The organism is Roseateles subflavus, from assembly GCF_030285365.1.
GTDB lineage: Bacteria > Pseudomonadota > Gammaproteobacteria > Burkholderiales > Burkholderiaceae_C > Roseateles_B > Roseateles_B subflavus.
On sequence record NZ_JASVDS010000002.1, the window covers coordinates 984,975 to 1,003,191 of the forward strand.

An 18,217-nucleotide genomic window follows, 5' to 3' on the forward strand; every position below is an offset into this window, starting at 1 on the left:
TCATGACGTCACGGCGTCGCCCGACAGCGACGCAGGAGGTCCCAGTCGGGCCGGTAGATGGCACTGTGCACCTCCGCCAGGCCGAGCACGGTGTGGCTAAGCCAGTCGTGCGAGAGCGGCAGGTCGAGCTGCGACTGCAGGCAGCGCCGGTCGACGCCGAAGCGGCGGGCGCTGTCGTCCGGCAGCCAGAGGATCCAGGGCACGTGCGTCTGCTCGCGGGGGGCCACGGCATAGGGCACGCCGTGCAGATAGAGATTGTTCTCGCCCAGGGACTCGCCGTGGTCGGACACATACAGCAGGCTCGTGTCGTATGCCCCCTGCCGCTTCAGCCACTGGATGGTCTCGGCCAGCACGGTGTCGGCGTAGGCGATGCTGTTGTCGTAAGCGTTCACGACCTGCTCGCGCGGGCACTGCTGCAGGGCGTTGCTGCGGCATTCGGGGGTGAAGGGCTTGAGCTCGGGCGGCGAGCGCCGGAAGTAGGCCGGGCCGTGGCTGCCCATCGGATGCAGCACCAGCACCACGCCCCGCTGGCGCCGTTCGGCGTCGAGGGACTGCAGGCGGGTGTCGAGGTCGTGCAGCAGGGCCATGTCCAGGCACTCGCCGCCTTCGCACAGGCCGGCGGGGAGGGGCGTCCGGCCGGCCGCCTCGGTGGCATGGGCATGCGGGACGCGATCGCACAGGCCCTTGCAGCCGCTCTGGTTGTCCAGCCACAGCACGGCCAGGCCGGCGCGTTGCAGGGCATCGAGCAGGTTTTCCTGGTCACCGGCGCGGTCCAGGAAACCGCTGCGGCCCAGGTGCGAGAACATGCAGGGCAGCGAGGCGGCGGTGCTCGTGCCGCAGGAGCTGGCCTGCCGGAAGCTCAGGACGTCGAGGCCGGCCAGGCGCGGGTTGGTCGGGCGGCCGTAGCCGTTGAGCGAGAAGTTGGCAGCCCGGGCCGTCTCCCCCACGAAGAGCACCAGCAGGCGCGGCCGGCCGTGCGGGTCCGTCGGCTGCCAGCGGGCGTCGGCGGCGACGACGGCGGGCGGGCCGTCCGGCGCCTTGTGGGACTCGACCGCCACCACGCCCAGCGACCAGAACGGGGCGAGCGGGTTCATCATGTAGCGCAGCGAGGGGTAGGTGCGCATGGTCGAGGCCAGGTCGGCATAGCTGCTCATCGCCAGCCCCACCATCAGCGCCAGGCCGCCGGCGAACGCGGCGAGGTTCCATCCCAGGCGCTTCGGCCAGGCCAGCGGCGCCAGCGGGCGGCGCCACAGCCACACGGCCGGCAGGACGCCCAGCAGCAGCAGGCTGGCCAGGAGGCGCAGGCTGAGGAGGTCCCGCGCTTCCTTCACGTCGGTCTGCAGGACGTTGACGATCATCGTCGGGTCCATCACCGTGCCGTAGGCGCCCATGAAGTGCGCGGCGGCGGCGGCGCTCATCAGGCACAGCACCAGCACCGGCTTGACGAGGCGTGGCCACGCCAGCAGGCTGGCCAGCGCGCCGTGCAGCGCCACGACCATGGCCGCGAAGAGCAGGACGAAGCCCACGCCCTTGGTGCCCTGCAGCTCGGGCAGGGCCAGCATGCGCTGCCACAGCGGCCAGTTGGCGAGCAGGCCCATCCACAGGGCGGCGAGCCAGACCAGGGAAAGCGGGGACCAGCGCTTGGCGGGCGCCTCGAAATCGGAAGACTTCATGCAGGAGGAGGGGCAGGGCGGACGACGCCCGGCATTGTGGCGCACCCGGCGGCCCCGGCACGCTCGTCATGGCGGCGGGCACCCGCGGGTGGCGACAGGGGGAGGCAGGCCCCGTTCAGGACCGCAGCGCGAGGCCCCCCGCCTGGCGCACATTGCGCCGCGAGATGGTCACGCCCAGCGGCAGCACGAAGCGCTTCTGCAGGGCCTCGATGCGCTCGTTGAGGCCGTCGGCGTCCTCGATCTTCTCGGCATGCCGCTTCAGCACGGCCTGGGCCATGTCGATCAGCTTGGCATTGCGCGTCTCCTCGCCCTGCTGGATCAGCAGCTCCACGCCCACGCGGGCGCTGCCGCGCATGGTGTGGCGCATGGCCGTTTCGGCGATGCCGAAGATGCGGGCGTGGCACTCGCGCAGCTCGGTCATGGCCATGTCCTGCTTCTCGCACATGGCGATCAGCACCTCGGTGCTGGCCTTGGAGGTGCAGTAGCGCAGGCCGATGCGGGTGATGAGGTCCTTGATTTCGTCGAGCTGGATCTCCTGGCCCGAGAAGCGGATCCAGAAGGCCAGCAGCAGCGTTGCGGCCTCGAGGTCGAAGGCCTCGGCGTCGAGCTCCTCGCTCATGCTGCGCGCCAGCGCCAGCGCGTCGGCCACGCGGCGCTCGTACAGCAGGCGCAGGCCCTGGATCAGCGTGCCGAAGCGCAGCAGCCGGGTGGCCTTGGGCGCACGCTCGATCTCGCGCAGCATGGCCTCGTGCACGAGCTTGAGCCCCTTGCCGTCCCGCATGTCGAAGCGCATCAGCGCGATCAGCACCAGGGTGAACATGTCGAAGAGCTTGGAGCGCAGGCCCTGGATCATGGCCCGCTCCAGCTGCTTCAAGGCCTCGTCACGCTCACCGGCATAGAAGGCCAGTGTGCCGGCGCGCTGCTGGCGCAGCAGGCAGCCGGGCGTGAGGTTGGCGGCGGTCCGGTAGGTGCGCAGGGCGTCCGTGATCTCGCCCTGCTCCATCTGCACGCGACCCATGACGTCGTAGGAGTCGGCGTGGTCCGGCATGTCGCCGATCAGCGCCTCCAGCGTGCGCTTGGCCGCGACGAGGTTGCCTGTCGCCAGCTCGGTGCGGGCGACGCCCAGCCGGGCCCAGGGCACCGTCTTGGCCTCGATGATGGCGTCGTAGAGCGCGCGGGCGTCCTCCACCCGGTTCAGGCGCAGCAGCAGTTCCGCGCCGATGCGGGCGGCATAGAGCCAGAACTGGGCGCGTTCCTCGAAGCGCTTGAGGCAGAACTGGGCCGCCAGCTCGAAGTTCTGCTGCTCGATGGCCTCGAAGATGTCCTTGAGCACGCGCTTGCGATGGCGGGCGTTGCTCAGGCGGTCCGCCAGCGAGGCGCTGGTGTAGGGCTTGATCAGATAGGCGTCGAGCGCAGCCTCGGCGGCTTCGGCGACCTTGGCGTAGGTGGCCTCGCCGGTGACCATCACGAAGACGGTGGAGTAGGGCAGCAGGTTCTCGCGGCGCAGCTCATCGAGCAGGTCCTGGCCGGACATGTCGGTGCCGTCGAAGTGGTAGTCGCACAGGACGATGTCATAGGCCTTGTGCTCCAGGATGATGCGGGCGTCCTTGACGCGCGTGGACTGGCGCACCGTGCCCACGCCCAGCTCGCGCAGCTGCGCCGCCATCAGGCTGCGCGAGGTGGCGTTGCTGTCGATGACCAGGGCGCAGGCGTCCTGGATGTCCTTGTCGAGCATTTGCATGGGGCACTGGCGGCGTCCCGCCAAGGGGGGATTCAGTCCTGAACTCTCACGGGACGATCTTCGGCCAGATCATGCGCGACTTGACCCGCAATAGGCACAAAGCTGCGGCCTAATTACCACTTCGCAATGAAAATGAGCCCGCGAGGGGCTCATTCCATACGGCCAGGGTGGGGCCGGGGCTTACTTGAACAGGTCCTTGACCCGGTCCGTCCAGCTCTTGGCGTTCGGCGAGTGGCGCTCGCCGCCGTCCTTGAAGCTCTTGTCGAGGTCCTTGAGCAGCTTGCGCTGGTACTCGGTGAGCTTGACCGGCGTCTCCACGGCGATGTGGCAGTAGAGGTCGCCCGGGTAGCTCGAGCGCACGCCCTTGATGCCCTTGCCGCGCAGACGGAAGGTCTTGCCGTGCTGCGTGCCCTCGGGCAGGTCGATCTCGGCCTTGCCGCCGAGCGTCGGGACCTCGATGGTGCCGCCCAGCGCCGCGGTGGTCATGCCCACGGGCATGGTGCAGTGCAGGTCGTCGCCGTCACGCTCGAAGATGTCGTGCTGCTTGATGCGGATCTCGATGTAGAGGTCGCCCGCCGGGCCGCCGTTCACGCCGGGCTCGCCATTGCCCGCCGAGCGAATGCGCATGCCCTCGTTGATGCCGGCCGGGATCTTGACCTCCAGCGTCTTGGTCTTCTTGATCTTGCCCTGGCCGCTGCAGGTGGTGCAGGGGTCGGGGATGATCTTGCCGCTGCCGTGGCAGTGCGGGCAGGTCTGCTGCACGCTGAAGAAGCCCTGGCGCATGTGCACCGTGCCCGAGCCGCCGCAGGAGCCGCAGGTCTTGGCCGAGGTGCCGGGCTTGGCGCCGGTGCCGCTGCAGGTCTCGCAGGATTCCCAGGCCGGAATGCGGATCTGGGTCTCCTTGCCGCGGGCGGCCTCTTCCAGCGTGATCTCCATCGCGTAGGAGAGGTCGCTGCCGCGGTAGACCTGCTGGCCGCCGCCGCGACGGCCGCCGGCGCCGCCGAAGATGTCGCCGAAGATGTCGCCGAAGGCCTCGGCGAAGCCGCCGAATCCTTCCGCGCCCGGGCCGCCTCGACCGCCCATATTGGGGTCGACGCCGGCATGGCCGTACTGGTCATAGGCCCCGCGCTTCTGGGCGTCGGAGAGCATCTCGTAGGCTTCCTTGGCCTCCTTGAACTTCTCCTCGGCCGCAGCCGCGCCGTCACCCTGGTTGCGGTCCGGGTGGTACTTCATGGCCAGCTTGCGGTAGGCCTTCTTGATGTCCTCTTCGCTGGCGTTCTTGGCGACGCCGAGGACTTCGTAATAGTCACGCTTTGCCATGGGCGGATCCTGGCTTCTCAAACAATTGCGCCGCGCCGTGGGCCAAGGGGGACACCCAGGCTTTGGCGCGGCGGGTCAGCGCACCCCGCACGCTCGCGCGCACGGGGCCGGGCCGTCGATTACTTGCTGTCCTTGACTTCCTTGAACTCGGCGTCGACGACGTTGTCGTCCGCCGGCTTGGCGGAAGCCTGCTGCTGCGCCTGGGCCTGCGCCCCGGCGTCGGCAGCGCCGGCAGCCTGCTGGGCCTGGGCGTCGGCGTACATCTTCTCGCCCAGCTTCTGGCTGGCGGTCATCAGGGCTTCCGACTTGGCGTCGATGGCGTCCTTGTCGTCACCCTTCAGGGCCTCTTCCAGGTCCTTGATGGCGGCCTCGATCTTGTCTTTCTCGCCAGCGTCCAGCTTGTCGCCGTGCTCGCTCAGGGACTTGCGCACCGAGTGCACCAGGCCGTCGCCCTGGTTCTTGGCCTGCACCAGCTCGACCTTCTTCTTGTCCTCGGCGGCATTGGCCTCGGCGTCCTTCACCATCTTCTCGATCTCGGCCTCGGACAGGCCCGAGTTCGCCTTGATGGTGATCTTGTTTTCCTTGCCCGTGCCCTTGTCCTTGGCGCTGACGTGCAGGATGCCGTTGGCGTCGATGTCGAAGGTCACCTCGATCTGAGGCGTGCCGCGCATGGCGGGCGGGATGCCTTCCAGGTTGAACTCGCCCAGGCTCTTGTTGGCCTGCGCCATCTCGCGCTCGCCCTGGTAGACCTTGATGGTCACGGCCGGCTGGTTGTCCTCAGCGGTCGAGAAGGTCTGGCTGAACTTGGTCGGGATGGTCGTGTTCTTCTTGATCATCTTCGTCATCACGCCGCCCAGGGTCTCGATGCCCAGGGAGAGCGGGGTGACGTCCAGCAGCAGCACGTCCTTGCGCTCGCCGCCCAGGACCTGGCCCTGGATGGCGGCACCGACGGCCACGGCCTCGTCGGGGTTGACGTCCTTGCGCGGGTCCTTGCCGAAGAACTCCTTGACCTTGTCCTGCACCTTGGGCATGCGGGTCATGCCGCCGACCAGGATGACGTCATCGATCTCGCTCACGGCCACGCCGGCATCCTTGATGGCGGTGCGGCAGGGCGCGATGGTGCGCTCGATCAGCTCTTCCACCAGCGACTCCAGCTTGGCGCGGGTCAGCTTGATGTTCAGGTGCTTCGGGCCGGTGGCGTCAGCGGTGATGTAGGGCAGGTTGACGTCGGTCTGCGAGGAGTTCGACAGCTCGATCTTGGCCTTCTCGGCGGCTTCCTTCAGGCGCTGCAGGGCCAGCACGTCCTTGGTCAGGTCGACGCCCTGTTCCTTCTTGAACTCGCCGATGATGTAGTCAATGATGCGCTGGTCGAAGTCTTCGCCGCCCAGGAAGGTGTCGCCGTTGGTCGACAGCACTTCGAACTGCATCTCGCCGTCGACGTCGGCGATCTCGATGATCGAGATGTCGAACGTGCCGCCGCCGAGGTCATACACGGCGATCTTGCGGTCACCCTTGCCATGCTTGTCCAGGCCGAAGGCCAGGGCCGCAGCGGTGGGTTCGTTGATGATGCGCTTGACGTCCAGGCCGGCGATGCGGCCGGCATCCTTGGTGGCCTGGCGCTGGGCGTCGTTGAAGTAGGCCGGCACCGTGATCACGGCTTCCGTCACTTCCTCGCCCAGGTAGTCCTCGGCCGTCTTCTTCATCTTGCGCAGCACTTCGGCCGACACCTGCGGGGGCGCGAACTTCTTGCCGCGCACTTCCACCCAGGCGTCGCCGTTGTCGGCGGCGGCGATGGTGTAGGGCATCAGGTCGATGTCCTTCTGCACTTCCTTCTCGGTGAACTTGCGGCCGATCAGGCGCTTCACCGCGTACAGCGTGTTCTTGGGGTTGGTGACCGACTGGCGCTTGGCCGAGGCCCCGACCAGGATCTCGCCGTCTTCCTGATAGGCAATGATCGACGGGGTGGTGCGGGCGCCTTCGGCGTTCTCGATCACGCGCGTCGTGTTGCCTTCCATGACGGCCACGCACGAGTTCGTGGTGCCGAGGTCAATACCGATGATCTTTCCCATGATTTTTTGCTCCTGAGTCCTGAATCTGGCTTCGTTGACTACGAAATGCGGTTGGGTGGCGGCCTTTCAAGAGCCGCCGACCGTGAATTACTTGGGGGCGGCGACCGTCACCAGGGCCGGACGCAGCACGCGCTCGGCGATGGAGTAGCCCTTCTGCAGGACGGCGACGACGGTGTTGGCCTCCTGGTCCGCGGGGACCATGGAAATGGCCTGGTGCTGGTGCGGATCGAACTTCGTGCCGGCGGCCGGGTTGATCTCCAGGACCTTGTTGCGCTCGAGCGCGGCGGCGAGCTGGCGGCGGGTGGCGTGCACGCCTTCCAGCACCTGCTCGACGCGGGCGTCCGGGCGGGCGATGGCGGCCTCCATGCTGTCCATGACGGGCAGCATGGCCTCGGCAAAGCCTTCGACGGCGAACTTGCGGGCCTTGGACATCTCCTCGTCCGAGCGGCGACGGATGTTCTCGACCTCGGCCTTGGCCCGCAGATAGGCGTCGGACATCTCGGCCAGGCGGGCTTCCAGGTCGGCCAGCTTCTGTTCGGGGCTCAGCTCGGTCGCGGGCGTGGCGGCTTCGGCGGTGTCGGGGGTGTGGTTCTCGTTGCTCATGGATGGTGGGCGTTTGAGGGCCCCGGCGGCTCATGGTCCAGCCATGAAACGGGGCGACGCGGGCTAGCTGGGGACGATGCCCCGATCTTCAAGAGGGGGATTGGATCAGAATTTTCAAGGGTAAACCCTTGATGCCGGTGGGGTGGGGCCCTCGGGGCTCAGTCCGGCTCGGCTTCGGCGCTCCAGCGGTTCCAGTCGGCCAGCCGGCGGCGGTCCTGCTTGGTCGGGCGGCCCTGGACGATGGTCGAGGCCGGCTCCGGCGCCAGGCGGCGGCTCTCGGCGGCCTGCTCGCGCTTGAGGAGGCTCTCGGCGGTCTCCTCGTACAGCGTCTGGGCCTGCGGGGCCGGGCCGCGCACGCTGGACAGCGCGCGCACCACCACCTCCCGTTCGACCACGCCCTGGCGCAGCTGGAGCACGTCGCCCGGCTTGAGCTCGCGCGAGGGCTTGGCGGGCTGGCCGTTGACACTCACGCGGCCCTTGCCGATCTCCTCGACGGCCAGGGCCCGGGTCTTGTAGAAGCGCGCGGCCCAGAGCCACTTGTCCAGGCGGACGTCCGCGGCCAGCGGCAGGGGCTTCACGCGGCGGCCCCCATCCTGCGGGCGCGCTCGGCCTGGGCCTGCAGCGCGGCGGCCTCCGGGGCGTCCTTCGTCGGCCAGCCCTGCAGGTGACGCTCGGCCAGGTCGGCGAGGGCGCGCATGCCCTGTGGGTCGTCGTTCAGGCAGGGGATGTAGTGGAAGTGCTGACCCCCGGAGGTCTCGAAGGCCTCCTTGGCCTCCTGGGCGATCTCCTCCAGCGTCTCCAGGCAGTCGGCGCTGAAGCCCGGGCAGATCAGGTCGACCGACTTCAGGCCGCCCTCGGCCAGCTGGCGCAGCGTGGGCTCGGTGTAGGGCTCCAGCCACTTGGCCTTGCCGAAGCGGCTCTGGAAGCTCACGAGGTACTGATCCTGGCGCAGGCCCAGGGCCTCGGCCAGCAGCCGGCCGGTCTTGTGGCACTCGCAGTGGTAGGGGTCGCCCAGGTGCAGCGTCCGCTCCGGCATGCCGTGGAAGCTCATGACGAGCTTCTCGCTCTGGCCATGGGCGGCCCAGTGGCGGCGCACGCTGTCCGCCAGCGCGCGGATGTGCGCCGGGTCGTCGTGGTAGCGGTTGATGAAGCGCAGCTCGGGCACATGGCGTGTCCGCAGGGCCCAGCGGGACACGGCGTCGATCACGCTGGCCGTCGTGGCGCCCGAGTACTGCGGATAGGCCGGCAGGACGAGCACGCGCGTCACGCCCTCGGCCTTGAGGGCGTCGAGCTGGCTGGCAATCGACGGCTGACCGTAGCGCATGGCGTATCGCACCTTCACCTGGTGACCGCGCTCGCCCAGCAGGCCCAGCAGCAGCTTGGCCTGGCGTTCCGTCCAGACCTTCAGCGGCGAGCCTTCCTTCATCCAGACGGTGGCGTACTTGGCGGCCGACTTGGCCGGCCGCACGCGCAGGATGATGCCGTGCAGGATGGCCATCCAGACGAGGCGCGGGATCTCCACCACGCGGGGATCGCTGAGGAATTCCGCCAGGTAGCGGCGCAGGGCGGGAGCGGTGGGGGCATCCGGCGTGCCCAGATTGCACAGCAGCACGCCCGTGCGCGGGGCGCTGCCATGCGAGTGGCCCGGTTCTTTCTTGAGACTCATGGGGGGCGATTCTCGCGCAGGCCGGCCGGCCGTGCGCCCGGCATTGTCCGGGGCCCTAGCGGCCGTGCTGCGAGTGACCGGCGGTGCGGGGTTCCGTGTCGGCGAAGTGGAGCACCTCGAAGCGCACTGTCGGGGCGGAAAGATCGGTGGGCGCGCCGCCCAGGCCGATCACGCCGCTGCCGTGCAGCGTGCAGGAGCCGCGGCGCAGGGAGACGACCTCACTGCCACGCCCGAAGCGCACGAAGGTGCCGTTGTAGCTGAGGTCCGTGAGCGAGAAGCTGCCGCCGTGCCAGTCGATGCGGGCATGGGAGCGCGAGACGCGCACGTCGGTGATGCAGTACGTGGCCTGCGTGCTGCGGCCGAGGATCACCGGCATGCTGCCGATGTCGAAGATGCGGTCCAGGTCCAGCCAGACGAGGCGGATGCCGTCCGGGTCGACCGTGGGCATGGGGTCGCCGAACTGCGTGGCGGCGGCGGGCTCACTGCTGTGGGCGTAGTTGTCGAGCACGTACACATGCACGGGCTCGGCACGGCCACGGATGGCGATGAGGTCCAGGCTTCGGAAGCGCAGACGCTGCGTCACCGGCAGACCCTGCAGCACTTCCTTGGTGATCAGGGTCTCGTTGTCTCCCGCGTGGTCCAGCAGTCGGGCCGCGACGTTGACCGCGTCGCCGAAGCAGTCGCCGTTCATCTCCACCACTTCGCCACGGGCCAGCGCCACCTGCAGCTTCAGACCGCGCAGGCCCGCCGAGGCGCCGTGCTGCTGCCCGCGGGAGACGATCCGCTGCAGGGCGTCGTGCATCTGCATGGCGGCCTTGATGCCGTCGCTGGCGTCGCTGAACACGGCCATCAGGCCGTCCCCGAGGGTCTTGATGAGCTTGCCGCTGCAATCGCCGACCGCGCGGCCGACGAGATTGACGGCGTGGGTGACCACCGACGTGGCTTCCGCATTGCCCAGAGTCTCGAACAAGGCCGTGCTGCCGCGTAAGTCGGCAAACAGGACGATGCGCTCGCTGATCTGGGTCATGAATGGGATGTCGGTACTGCGTGACAGAAGTCGCAGTGTAGCGGCCCGGCATGCGCGTTCGACATGGCGATAACGCCAGCTTGAGCGGCCCTTCTCCCGCGGCTCGCACGAAAGCTGCGGGGGAGGTGACGGGTTGTTTCAAAAAAGACAAAGCCGATGCGGGTGAGGCATCGGCTTTGGGGATGGGGTGCGCGCTGCGTGGCCGCTGCGCGGCATCTTGCAGCGCCGAGGCGCCGCAAGACACGTCCCTGGTCACCCTTTACAGGTTGTCCAGGTAGGTGCGCAGCTTGTCACTGCGGCTCGGGTGCTTCAGCTTGCGGATGGCCTTGGCCTCGATCTGGCGGATGCGCTCGCGGGTGACGTCGAACTGCTTGCCGACTTCCTCCAGCGTGTGGTCCGTGCTCATCTCGATGCCGAAACGCATGCGCAGCACCTTGGCCTCGCGCGGGGTCAGGCTGTCGAGGATGTCCTTCACCACGTCACGCAGGCCGGCCTGCATGGCGGCCTCGATCGGCGCGGTGTTGTTGGTGTCCTCGATGAAGTCGCCCAGGTGGCTGTCGTCGTCGTCCCCGATCGGCGTTTCCATGGAGATCGGCTCCTTGGCGATCTTCATGATCTTGCGGATCTTGTCCTCGGGGATCTCCATCTTCTCGGCCAGCGTCGGGGCGTCCGGCTCATAGCCGAACTCCTGCAGATGCTGGCGCGAGATGCGGTTCATCTTGTTGATCGTCTCGATCATGTGGACCGGAATCCGGATGGTCCGGGCCTGGTCGGCGATCGAGCGGGTGATGGCCTGGCGGATCCACCACGTCGCGTAGGTCGAGAACTTGTAGCCGCGACGGTACTCGAACTTGTCCACCGCCTTCATCAGGCCGATGTTGCCTTCCTGGATCAGGTCGAGGAACTGCAGGCCGCGGTTGGTGTACTTCTTCGCGATCGAGATCACCAGGCGCAGGTTGGCCTCGATCATCTCCTTCTTGGCGTCACGCGAGGCCTTCTCGCCCTCGTTCATGCGCTTGTTGATCTCCTTGAGATCGTCCAGCGGCACCACGGCCTTGGCCTGGATGTCGATCAGCTTCTGCTGCAGCTCCTGCACGGCCGGCAGGTTGCGGCCGAGCACGGCGGAGTAGGGCTTGGCGGCGGCGACTTCCTTCTCGGCCCACTGCAGGTTCAGGGCATTGGGCGGGAAGGTCTTGATGAAGTGCTCCTGCGACATGCCGCACTTGTCCACCACGATCTTGCGCAGCTCGCGCTCGTAACGGCGCACGTCGTCCACCTGCGAGCGCAGGATGTCGCACAGGCGCTCGATGGTCTTGACGGTGAAGCGGATGGTCATCAGCTCGGCGCTGATGGCGTGCTGGGCCTTGTCGTAGGCCGCGGAGCGGTAGCCGTCCTTCTCGAAGGCCTTGCGCATCTTCTCGAAGTTGCTGTCCAGGGCATCGAACTTCACCAGGGCGGCATTCTTCAGCTCTTCCAGCTTCTTGGTCAGGGCCTTGGAGCCACCGTTGCCGTCGTCGTCGTCGTCCTCGTCGAACTCGTCGAAGTCTTCCTCGGCCACGTAGTCATCGGCCTCGTCCTCGGCCACGAAGCCGTCGACCACCTCGGAGATCTGCTGCTCGCCGGCGCGGATCTTGGCGGCCATGGAGAGAATCTCGGCGATGGTCGTCGGCGAGGCCGAGATGGCCAGCATCATGGCCTGCAGGCCGCCTTCGATGCGCTTGGCGATCTCGATTTCGCCTTCACGCGTCAGCAGCTCGACGGTACCCATCTCGCGCATGTACATGCGCACCGGGTCGGTCGTGCGGCCGAACTCGGAGTCCACGGTCGACAGCGCCGCCTCGGCGGCTTCCTCGGCCTCTTCCTCGGTGGCGGTCGGCGAGGTGCTGCCCTGGATCAGCAGCGTGGCGGCGTCGGGCGCCTGCTCGTAGACCGCGATGCCCATGTCGTTCAGCATGGACACGATGGCCTCGAGGATTTCCTCGTTGATCAGCTTCTCGGGCAGGTGATCGTTGATTTCCTGATGGGTCAGGAAGCCACGCGTCTTGCCCATCTTGATCAGGGTCTTCAGCTCGTGGCGGCGCTTGGCGACTTCCTCTTCGGTCAGCGCCGTCTCGTCCAGCCCGAACTCGCGCATCAGCGCGCGCTCCTTGGCGCGGCTGACCTTCATGCGCAGCGGCTTGGCCTTGGGCTTGTCCTCGGCGCTGTCCTCCACTTCGACCTCGGCCGCCACCTCGCCTTCCGGCTCGCCTTCCAGCTCCGACTCGATGTCGGAGAAGTCCTCTTCCTCGGCCTCGGGCTTGGCCTTGGCGGTCTTCTTGGACTCGGTGGCTGCCTTGGGCTTGCGACCCCGCTTGGGCTTGGCTTCGTCGGTGCTGGCAGCGGCAGGCGCAGCAGCCGCCTTTGCGCTCTTGCGCGCCGGCTTCTTGGTTTCTTCAGCCAGTTCCTCAGCCTTGGGGGCGGTTGCCTTGGACGCGGTCTTCTTGGCGGTCATGCAGTTCCTCGAGTGGAGTGGGTGCGCAATGCAAGCGGCCACCTGCGGGCGCCTGGTGTCAGGCGCCGCCCAGGCGGCACAAACAAGGGCCCTGGCTCTTCCCGGAGGCCGGCGCGGGCCGACATTCCAGGCGATTGCCAAGGCTTTGCGCGTACAAGGCTAGCGTGTACGTTGGGAAGTGCAGCCCTCAAGCGGATAAAGGTGGCCTTGATACCTTCAAGGGGTGCCCAGGGTCAGTGGGTGGCCGGGTCCGGGAGGCGCTGCCGTCACTCTTGACGCGCGAAAACCCTTAATTATCCATCAAGAACAGCAGGAATTCAAAAACTGCCGCCGAACCGGGCAAGCCGCGCGCCTGCGAGGTGAATTGTTCGCATACCGCGCAAGCGTCAGCCGGCGAGCAGCTCCTGGATGCGCTGGTGCAGGGCCTTGATCTGCTCCAGCACGGCCGGTGTCACGGGGCCGGCGCTCAGCTGGCTCGACTCTTCCTTGAGCTGGCTCACCCAGAGCTTGCGCAGCAGCTGCTGGAAATCCTCGAGCTGCAGTTCATCATCGCTGGCGTACAGGCGCCCGCCGCAGGCCCGCTGCGCGAGTTCGAGCAGGCCTTCCTCCTCCAGGGCCGCCTGCAGGACGGACCAGGGGCCCGGCCCGTGGTTGACGAGATAGCGCTCCAGCCAGGCCACCACCTGGCCGTGCTCGCCGGGCATGTCGTGCAGCAGCTGGTGGTCCTGGTCGCTCAGCAGCTCCCACCAGGCGCAGTGCAGCAGCAGCATGCGCAGCGCATGGTCGCGCGGATGGGCCGGCTGGTGGCGGGGCAGGCCGTAGGTCTCGTCCTGCTCTCGCTTCTTCCATTCCTTCCAGTCCTTGCGGTCGTTGCGCCAGGGCTTCTTCTCGCCGCCCCCGGGCTTGCGCTGGGGCGCCTGGCCGGCGGGCGGCCCGCCGGCGTCCGGCGGCTCGCCCACGTCGTGGTGGCCGGATTGCAGATAGGCCAGCTCGTCGAGGTCCGGGGGCGGGCCGTCCCAGGGGGCATCGTCGGCGCCGGTGCGTGCCGGGCGTTCGGCGCGGCTGCCTCCGCCACCACTTCCCCCGCCACCGCCACTGCCACCGCGGCGAGGCTCGGCGGTCTGCCAGAGGTCCATCAGTTCCTGATCGGGCAGCTGCGTCATGCGGGCCAGTTCGCCCAGCAGCTGGCGCTTGAGCAGGCCTTGCGGCAGCTGCTGCCACAGCGGCCGGGCCTGGGCCAGCAGGCGGGCGCGGCCCTCGGCGGTGCCCAGATCCAGGCCGTCGCCGCAATGGTCGATCAGCTGGCGCGACAGCGGGATGGCGCGCTCCACGCAGCGCTCGAAGGCCTCGCTGCCGAGTTCGCGCACGTAGGAGTCGGGGTCGTGCTCGCTGGGCAGGAAGAGGAACTTGATGCTGCGCGTGTCCGTGGCATGGGGCAGGGCGGCCTCCAGCGCACGTCCGGCGGCCCGGCGCCCGGCGGCGTCGCCGTCGAAGCTGAAGATCACCGACTCCGTGAAGCGGAACAGCTTGTGCACGTGGTCGGCCGTGCAGGCCGTGCCCAGCGTGGCCACGGCGTTGTTGAAGCCATGCTGAGCCAGGGCCACGACGTCCATGTAGCCCTCGACGACCAGTGCATAGCCGCGCTGACGCAGGCCGGTGCGGCCTTCGTAGAGGCCGTAGAGCTCGCGGCCCTTGCTGAAGACGGGCGTCTCCGGCGAGTTGAGGTATTTCGGCTCGCCCTTGTCCAGCACCCGCCCGCCGAAGCCGATGACCTCACCCTGCACATTGCGGATGGGGAACATGATCCGGTCGCGGAAACGGTCGTAGCGGCGCTGCTCCTCGGCGCTCTTGCCGGGGTCGTCCTGCAGGATCACGAGGCCGGCCTCGACCAGCAGCGGGTCGTCGTACGTGGCGAAGGCGCTGGCCAGCGCACGCCAGCCGTCCGGCGCATAGCCCAGGCCGAACTGGGCCGCGATGGTGCCGGTGAGGCCGCGACGCTTGAGGTAGTCCACCGCCCGGCCATTGCCCTTGAGCTGCTTGCGGTAGTGGTCCGCCGCCTTGGCCAGCACATCGGTCAGGCTCAGCTGATGCTTTTTCTGGGCCTGGGCGCGCTGGATCTCGGCGGGGCTGCGCTCCTCCTGCGGCACCTGCATCCCGACCTGCTGCGCCAGGTCCTCGACGGCCTCGATGAAGCCAGCGCCGGTGTGCTCCATCAGGAAACCGATGGCGTTGCCGTGCACGCCGCAGCCGAAGCAGTGGTAGGTCTGGCGGCTGGGGCTGACGATGAAGCTGGGGGACTTCTCCCCGTGGAAGGGGCACAGGCCCTTGTGGTTGATGCCTGCCTTCTTGAGCTCGACGTGGCGGCCCACGACGTCGACGATGTCGACGCGGGCAAGCAGATCCTGAATAAAGCCGGGTGGAATCACGGCGGCAGTCTATCGGAAAGCCTGAACCCGCCGAGCGGGATCCCGGCTCAACGCGGCCGGGCGGTCTGGGGCTCGGCGATCGGCATCGGCACGCCGATGCGGCCATCGAAGTCCGGCGCGCGCTCGAAGGCCTGGACCCACAGCGGCACCAGCTCGGCCGGCATGGCGCTGGCGATGCCGTGGCCCTGGCCCTGCTCGCAACCCAGCGCCAGCAGCGCCTGGGCGTGGGCGCCGGACTCCACGCCCTCGGCGATCACGTCGCAGCCGAAGGTGCGCGCCAGGCCGATCACGCCCTCGACGAGCGCGCGGTCATGGGCATCGCTGAGCATCTGCTGCACGAAGGAACGATCGATCTTCAGCAGGTCGACGGGGAGCTGCTTGAGGTAGCTGAGGTTGGAGTAGCCGGTGCCGAAGTCATCCAGCGCGAACTGCACGCCGAGGCTGCGGCAGTGCTCGAGCAGGCGCTGCGTGGCCGGCACGTCGGCCAGGGCGGCGGACTCCAGCACCTCGAGCATCAGCAGCCGCGCGAGACCGGGACGGTGGCGCGCCAGCAGCTCGTCCAGGCGCTGGGCGAAGTCGGGGGACTGGAGGTGGCGCGCCGTCACGTTGACGGCCACGCGCAGGGGGCGCCCGTCCGAGGCCCATTGCTCGGCCTGCTTGAGCGCCTGCTCGATGACCCAGTCGCCGATGCGCACGCCCAGCCCGGTGTGCTCCAGCAGCGGCAGGAAATGCCCCGGCAGCAGCAGGCCCCGCTCGGGATCGTGCCAGCGCAGCAGCGCCTCCATGCCCAGCACCTTGCCCCGGCGCAGGTCCACCTTGGGCTGGTAGTGCAGGCGCAGCTCGCCCAGGTCCAGCGCTTCCTGCATGCGCCCGAGGGCCAGCACCTTGGCCTCGCTGCGCTGGCGCTTGTCGGTGTCGAAGAGTTCGAAGCCGTCGCGCCCCGAGCGCTTGACTCGGTACAGCGCGTGGGCGGCATGGCGCATGAGCGTCTCGGTGTCCGAGGCGTCCTGCGGGAACAGCGTGGCGCCGAGGCTGGCGCTCAGGTGCAGCGGGCTGCCCGGGGCGATGTCATAGAGCGGGGCCCGCACCACGTCCAGCAGCCGGGTGAGTGCAAGGCGGGCCTCGTCCTCGCTGCGGCAGCGCAGGATCAGTCCGAAGCCGTCACCGCCGATACGTGCCATCTGGTCCGTCCAGGTCTCGGTGCGGCGCAGGCTGCTGCGCAGGCGGCGGGCCATCTCGATCAGCGTCTGGTCCCCGGCGGCGCGCCCGTGGCGTTCGTTGAGCGTGGCGAAGTGGTCCAGGTCCAGGTTGCACACGCACAGCATGAAGCCCTCTCGCCGCGCCAGCTCCAGGCTCTGGCCCAGCTGGGAGACGAAGCTCGTCTGATTGGGCAGGCTGGTCAGGTCGTCGAACTGGTTCTGCCGCACGAGCTGGCTCTGCTGCCATTCCTCCTGCGTGCGGTCCTGCAGCGTGAAGACGTGGTAGCGCAGCAGGCCGTCCTCATCATGCAGCAGGCTGGCGCGCACCTGCAGCATGCGGGTGAGCCCCTGGGCATTGCGCAGGCGCAGCGGGCCCTCCCACTGGCCGTGCTGCTCGAGCGCCTCGGCCACCGCATCCGGCGGATGGCCGCTGAAGCGCAGGACCTCGGGGTCCACCAGCACGCAGGCGCTGCCGATGAGGGTCTCGCGTTCCCGGCCGAGAATGGTGCAGGCCCCCGGGTTCATGTCGACCACGCGCTGGAGCGGGTCGGTCACCAGGATGCCCTCGTGCACGTTCTGGAACAGATGGGCGCTGAGCTGCTCGCGTTCTCTGGCCACCTTCAGGCCGGTGATGTCGCGCAGGCTGGCCACCAGCAGGGACGGGTGGCCATAGGTGTCGCGCGCCATGACCCGGGCCTGCCACTGCAGCCAGCGCCATTCGCCCGCCGGCCGCACGCGCAGCTCGACGCTCTCGGACTGGGCATCGTCCGCCTCGCTCTCCAGCAGCCGCTCCTGGGCCTGGGCCACGCGCGGCCGGTCCAGGGGATGTGCATGTTCCAGCCACTGCTGCAGATCCTTGCCGCCGCGACTGCCGCTGAGGGCCTGCCAGCGCAGACTGAAGCGCGGCAGCTGCTCGCTCGCCCGCCAGTGCATCAGCCCGAGCCCGCTGGCATCGAAGAGCGTCTGCCACTGCTGCAGCTGCTGCCGCTGCCCGGCGCGCATCAGCTGCACGATCATCGGGAGCAGGGCGGCGGCCAGCAGCTCGCAGGCCATCTCGAAGGAAGGCTCCTCGCCGTGCTCCATCGTCTCCTGCAGGCCGTGGATGCCGTGGTGCAGGCCGAGGCTGGTCGCCACGGCCAGGGCTGCGAGGCTGCTGATCCACGGCGGCGACTGCCACGCCAGCAGCGTCAGCAGGACCAGCCACAGCGCCGGCAGCGGGGGCCAGTGCAGCAGCCAGCTGGAGGCCAGACACAGGGTGAGCGCAAGTGAGGCAGCCACGGCGCCGGTGGAGGCGGGCTCGCGGGGGGTGCCCGGACGAGGCGTCAGGCTCAGCGCCAGGGGCAGGCTCAGCGTCAGCGCCGTGCTGGCTGCGGCCCAGCGGAACAGCAGCCCGAGGCCACCCTCCGCCGGCGCCTCGTTCCAGCTGACCCAGCGCTGCTCGACACCTTCAAGGCCGGGCATGAGGGGCAGCAGGCTGACCAGGGGGGCCGCAATCCCCAGGCTGGCCACGAGGCTCAGGCCCTGGTCGCGCCGCTCATCGATCGACTGTTTGAACTCCTGCCGGCACAGGAAGGCGTGGGCGGCTGCCGCGGCCAGCCCGGCGTTCAGGACCTGCGCGAGCGCCGCCGTGGTGCCGACCCCACCCAGGCGCAGGATCACGAAGCTGCTGAGCCCCAGGAGCGGCAGAGTCAGCCAGTGCCCACGCAACAGGCCGATCAGGAACAGGCTCAGCAGGCCGGCCTGCGTCCAGGCGTGGTCGACGGGCAGCTGCAGGCGCTGAGTCAAGCGCAGCAGCAGGTACAGCAGCACCGTGACGCCTGCCGCAGTGGCGAGGCTTCGGGCGATGGAGGTGCTGGCGTGGCGCACCGGCCTGGCGAGGCGGACAGTCAAGCGAGGCGGATTCGGGAAGAGGGACGGCGGACAAGGCGCGCCCGTGTGGCAGGCGCTCCAGGCGAACGGGCCATGCTAGCAGCGGCGCCCGCGTGCGCCCGCCTGCGCCGGG

11 protein-coding genes are annotated in these 18,217 nt (G+C 68.7%); all 11 read right to left on the reverse strand.

The genetic code is table 11. The annotated features are described in order from the left end of the window. Positions 1 to 8: 8 nt before the first annotated feature. The 11 genes from QRD43_RS10205 to QRD43_RS10255 all read right to left on the reverse strand — a co-directional run bounded on the left by QRD43_RS10205 (position 9) and on the right by QRD43_RS10255 (position 18,105). Positions 9 to 1,673, reverse strand: a complete 1,665-nt coding sequence (locus tag QRD43_RS10205) for a phosphoethanolamine transferase (protein ID WP_285982361.1) — start codon at positions 1,671 to 1,673, stop codon at positions 9 to 11. 115 nt (positions 1,674 to 1,788) lie between these two features. After that, positions 1,789 to 3,414, reverse strand: a complete 1,626-nt coding sequence (locus QRD43_RS10210) for a response regulator (RefSeq protein WP_285982362.1) — start codon at positions 3,412 to 3,414, stop codon at positions 1,789 to 1,791. 180 nt (positions 3,415 to 3,594) lie between these two features. Next, entirely contained in the window at positions 3,595 to 4,734 is a 1,140-nt protein-coding gene (gene dnaJ, locus QRD43_RS10215; RefSeq protein ID WP_285982363.1) for a molecular chaperone DnaJ, read from the reverse strand. Between the two features lie 119 nt (positions 4,735 to 4,853). Then, on the reverse strand, positions 4,854 to 6,803 hold the full coding sequence (gene dnaK, locus QRD43_RS10220; protein WP_285982364.1) for a molecular chaperone DnaK: 1,950 nt from the start codon (positions 6,801 to 6,803) through the stop codon (positions 4,854 to 4,856). An 87-nt stretch (positions 6,804 to 6,890) separates the two neighbouring features. After that, a complete protein-coding gene (gene grpE, locus QRD43_RS10225) occupies positions 6,891 to 7,406 on the reverse strand; it encodes a nucleotide exchange factor GrpE (RefSeq protein ID WP_285982365.1) in 516 nt (171 codons plus the stop codon). Positions 7,407 to 7,564: 158 nt separating this feature from the next. Continuing rightward, a complete protein-coding gene (locus tag QRD43_RS10230; RefSeq protein WP_285982516.1) occupies positions 7,565 to 7,975 on the reverse strand; it encodes an RNA-binding S4 domain-containing protein in 411 nt (136 codons plus the stop codon). A 5-nt stretch (positions 7,976 to 7,980) separates the two neighbouring features. Beyond that, on the reverse strand, positions 7,981 to 9,072 hold the full coding sequence (hemH, locus tag QRD43_RS10235) for a ferrochelatase (protein WP_285982366.1): 1,092 nt from the start codon (positions 9,070 to 9,072) through the stop codon (positions 7,981 to 7,983). 55 nt (positions 9,073 to 9,127) lie between these two features. After that, positions 9,128 to 10,099: an adenylate/guanylate cyclase domain-containing protein gene (locus QRD43_RS10240; RefSeq protein WP_285982367.1), complete on the reverse strand. Its 972-nt coding sequence runs from the start codon at positions 10,097 to 10,099 to the stop codon at positions 9,128 to 9,130. Positions 10,100 to 10,358: 259 nt separating this feature from the next. Next, complete coding sequence (rpoD, locus tag QRD43_RS10245) at positions 10,359 to 12,590, reverse strand: RNA polymerase sigma factor RpoD (protein WP_285982368.1); 2,232 nt, start codon at positions 12,588 to 12,590, stop codon at positions 10,359 to 10,361. A gap of 386 nt (positions 12,591 to 12,976) precedes the next feature. After that, positions 12,977 to 15,016: a DNA primase gene (dnaG, locus tag QRD43_RS10250; RefSeq protein WP_285982369.1), complete on the reverse strand. Its 2,040-nt coding sequence runs from the start codon at positions 15,014 to 15,016 to the stop codon at positions 12,977 to 12,979. A gap of 47 nt (positions 15,017 to 15,063) precedes the next feature. Further along, positions 15,064 to 18,105 (reverse strand): putative bifunctional diguanylate cyclase/phosphodiesterase, encoded by a 3,042-nt coding sequence (locus QRD43_RS10255; RefSeq protein ID WP_285982370.1) that lies wholly within the window; start codon positions 18,103 to 18,105, stop codon positions 15,064 to 15,066. Between the last annotated feature and the right edge of the window lie 112 nt (positions 18,106 to 18,217).